This is a genomic window from Streptomyces sp. NPDC087263 (genome assembly GCF_044744645.1).
GTDB lineage: Bacteria > Actinomycetota > Actinomycetes > Streptomycetales > Streptomycetaceae > Streptomyces.
The window spans coordinates 1-1,861 of sequence record NZ_JBIUYT010000032.1 but is presented as its reverse complement, the minus strand read 5'-3'; the positions used below and the strand labels follow the sequence as shown (position 1 = coordinate 1,861).

Annotated in this window: 1 protein-coding gene; it reads left to right on the top strand. The window is 72.2% G+C overall.

The genetic code is table 11. The features are described 5' to 3' along the window. Nucleotides 1-1,861 (top strand): condensation domain-containing protein (locus tag ACIPC1_RS40280; protein WP_402526825.1); only part of this gene is annotated, 1,861 nt, incomplete at both ends.

The window sequence follows — 1,861 nt, the reverse complement described above, 5'->3', positions numbered from 1 at the left end:
GAGACGGTCCTCGCCGCCCACGAGAGCGTGGGTCAGGTCGCTGTCGTCGTACGGGAGGACCGTCCCGGCGACAAGCGGCTCGTCGCCTACGTCGTCCTCGAAGGGGAAGCGGACGCCACCGAACTACGTGATCACGTCGCGGCCCGTATGCCGGACTACATGGTCCCCGCCGCAGTGATGACCATCGACGCCCTGCCGGTCACCGCGAACGGCAAGCTCGACCGATCCGCGCTCCCCGCACCCGACTTCGCCGATGCCGCGGAGGGCCGCGGTCCGGCCAACCCGACCGAAGAGATCCTCTGCGGCCTTTACTGCGAGGTCCTCGGCCTGGAGTGGGCCGGCGCCGACGCCTCATTCTTCGAGCTGGGCGGCGACTCCCTGCTGGCCATGCGGCTGATCGCCCGGATCCGCGCCGTCCTCGACGCCGAGGTGGGCATCGGCGAGCTGTTCGCCGCGCCCACGGTCGCCGGCGTCGCCCAGTTGGTGGGCGAACTCGGCGGCCTGTCGCGGGCGCCGCTGACGGCACGGCCGCGGCCGGAGGTGCTGCCGCTGTCGTTCGAGCAGCAGCGGATGTGGTTCCTCAACCGGCTCGAAGGGGCGGGTGAGGGCGCCGCGTACAACCTCCCCCTGGGCCTGCGGCTCTCCGGCGACCTCGACGTCGCCGCGCTGGAAGCCGCGCTCGGTGACGTCGCCGACCGGCACGAGAGCCTGCGCACGATCTACCCGGAGACCGCGGGCGTCCCCCGCCAGCAGGTCGTGCACGGCGCGGCGGGCCGCCCCTCGCTGACAGTCGTGCACGCCGCCGCGGACGAGGTGCCCGGGCAGCTCGCGGAGTACGCGACCAGAGCGTTCGACGTACGCACCGAACTGCCTTGGAGCGTACGGGTCCTGGTGACCGGGCCGGGCGAGTACCTGCTCGTGGGCGCCGTCCACCACATCGCCGCCGACGGATGGTCGATGGGCGTACTCGCGCGTGACATCGGCGCCGCCTACGCGGCCCGTCGGCAGGGCGGGCTCCCGGGCTGGGAGCCGCTGCCCGTGCAGTACGGGGACTACGCGCTGTGGCAGCGCGAGGTGCTCGGTGACCTCGACGACCCGGAGAGCGTGGTCAGCGGGCAACTGGACTACTGGCGGCAGACCCTCGCCGGTGCGCCGCAGGAGCTGGACCTGCCGACCGACCGGCCCCGCCCGGCCGTGTCCTCGTTCAACGGCGGCGAGATGCCGTTCGAAGTGGACGCGGAGACCCATGCCCGGCTGCTGGAGTTCGCCCAGCGCGGGCGGGCGACGATGTTCATGGTGATGCACGCGGCGATCACCACCTTGCTCTCGCGGATGGGCGTGGGCACGGACATCCCGGTGGGTACGGCGACAGCGGGTCGCGGGGACGCGGCGCTGGACGGCCTCGCCGGCTTCTTCGTCAACACCCTGGTGCTGCGCACCGATCTGAGCGGCGACCCGTCGGCCACGGAACTGCTCGACCGCGTCCGGGGGACCGATCTGGCCGCGTACGCGCATCAGGACCTGCCCTTCGAGCGGCTGGTCGAGGACCTCAACCCCACCCGGTCGCTGGGCCGGCACCCCCTGTTCCAGGTGTCTCTCACCATGCAGAACCTGCCGCAGAGCCGTCGGCAATGGGAGCTGTCAGGGCTCGACGTGAGCGGTCTGCCGTCAGCCACGCCGGCGGCCCGATTCGATTTGTCGGCGACGGTGGCCGAGCGGCGCGACGAGGACGGGGCACCGGCGGGACTGGCGGGCTCGCTGCTCTTCGCGACGGATTTGTTCGATGAGGGTTCGGTGCGGTTGTTGGCGTCGCGGTTGGTGCGGGTGTTGGAGGCCGTGGCTGCTGATCCCGGGGTGCGGC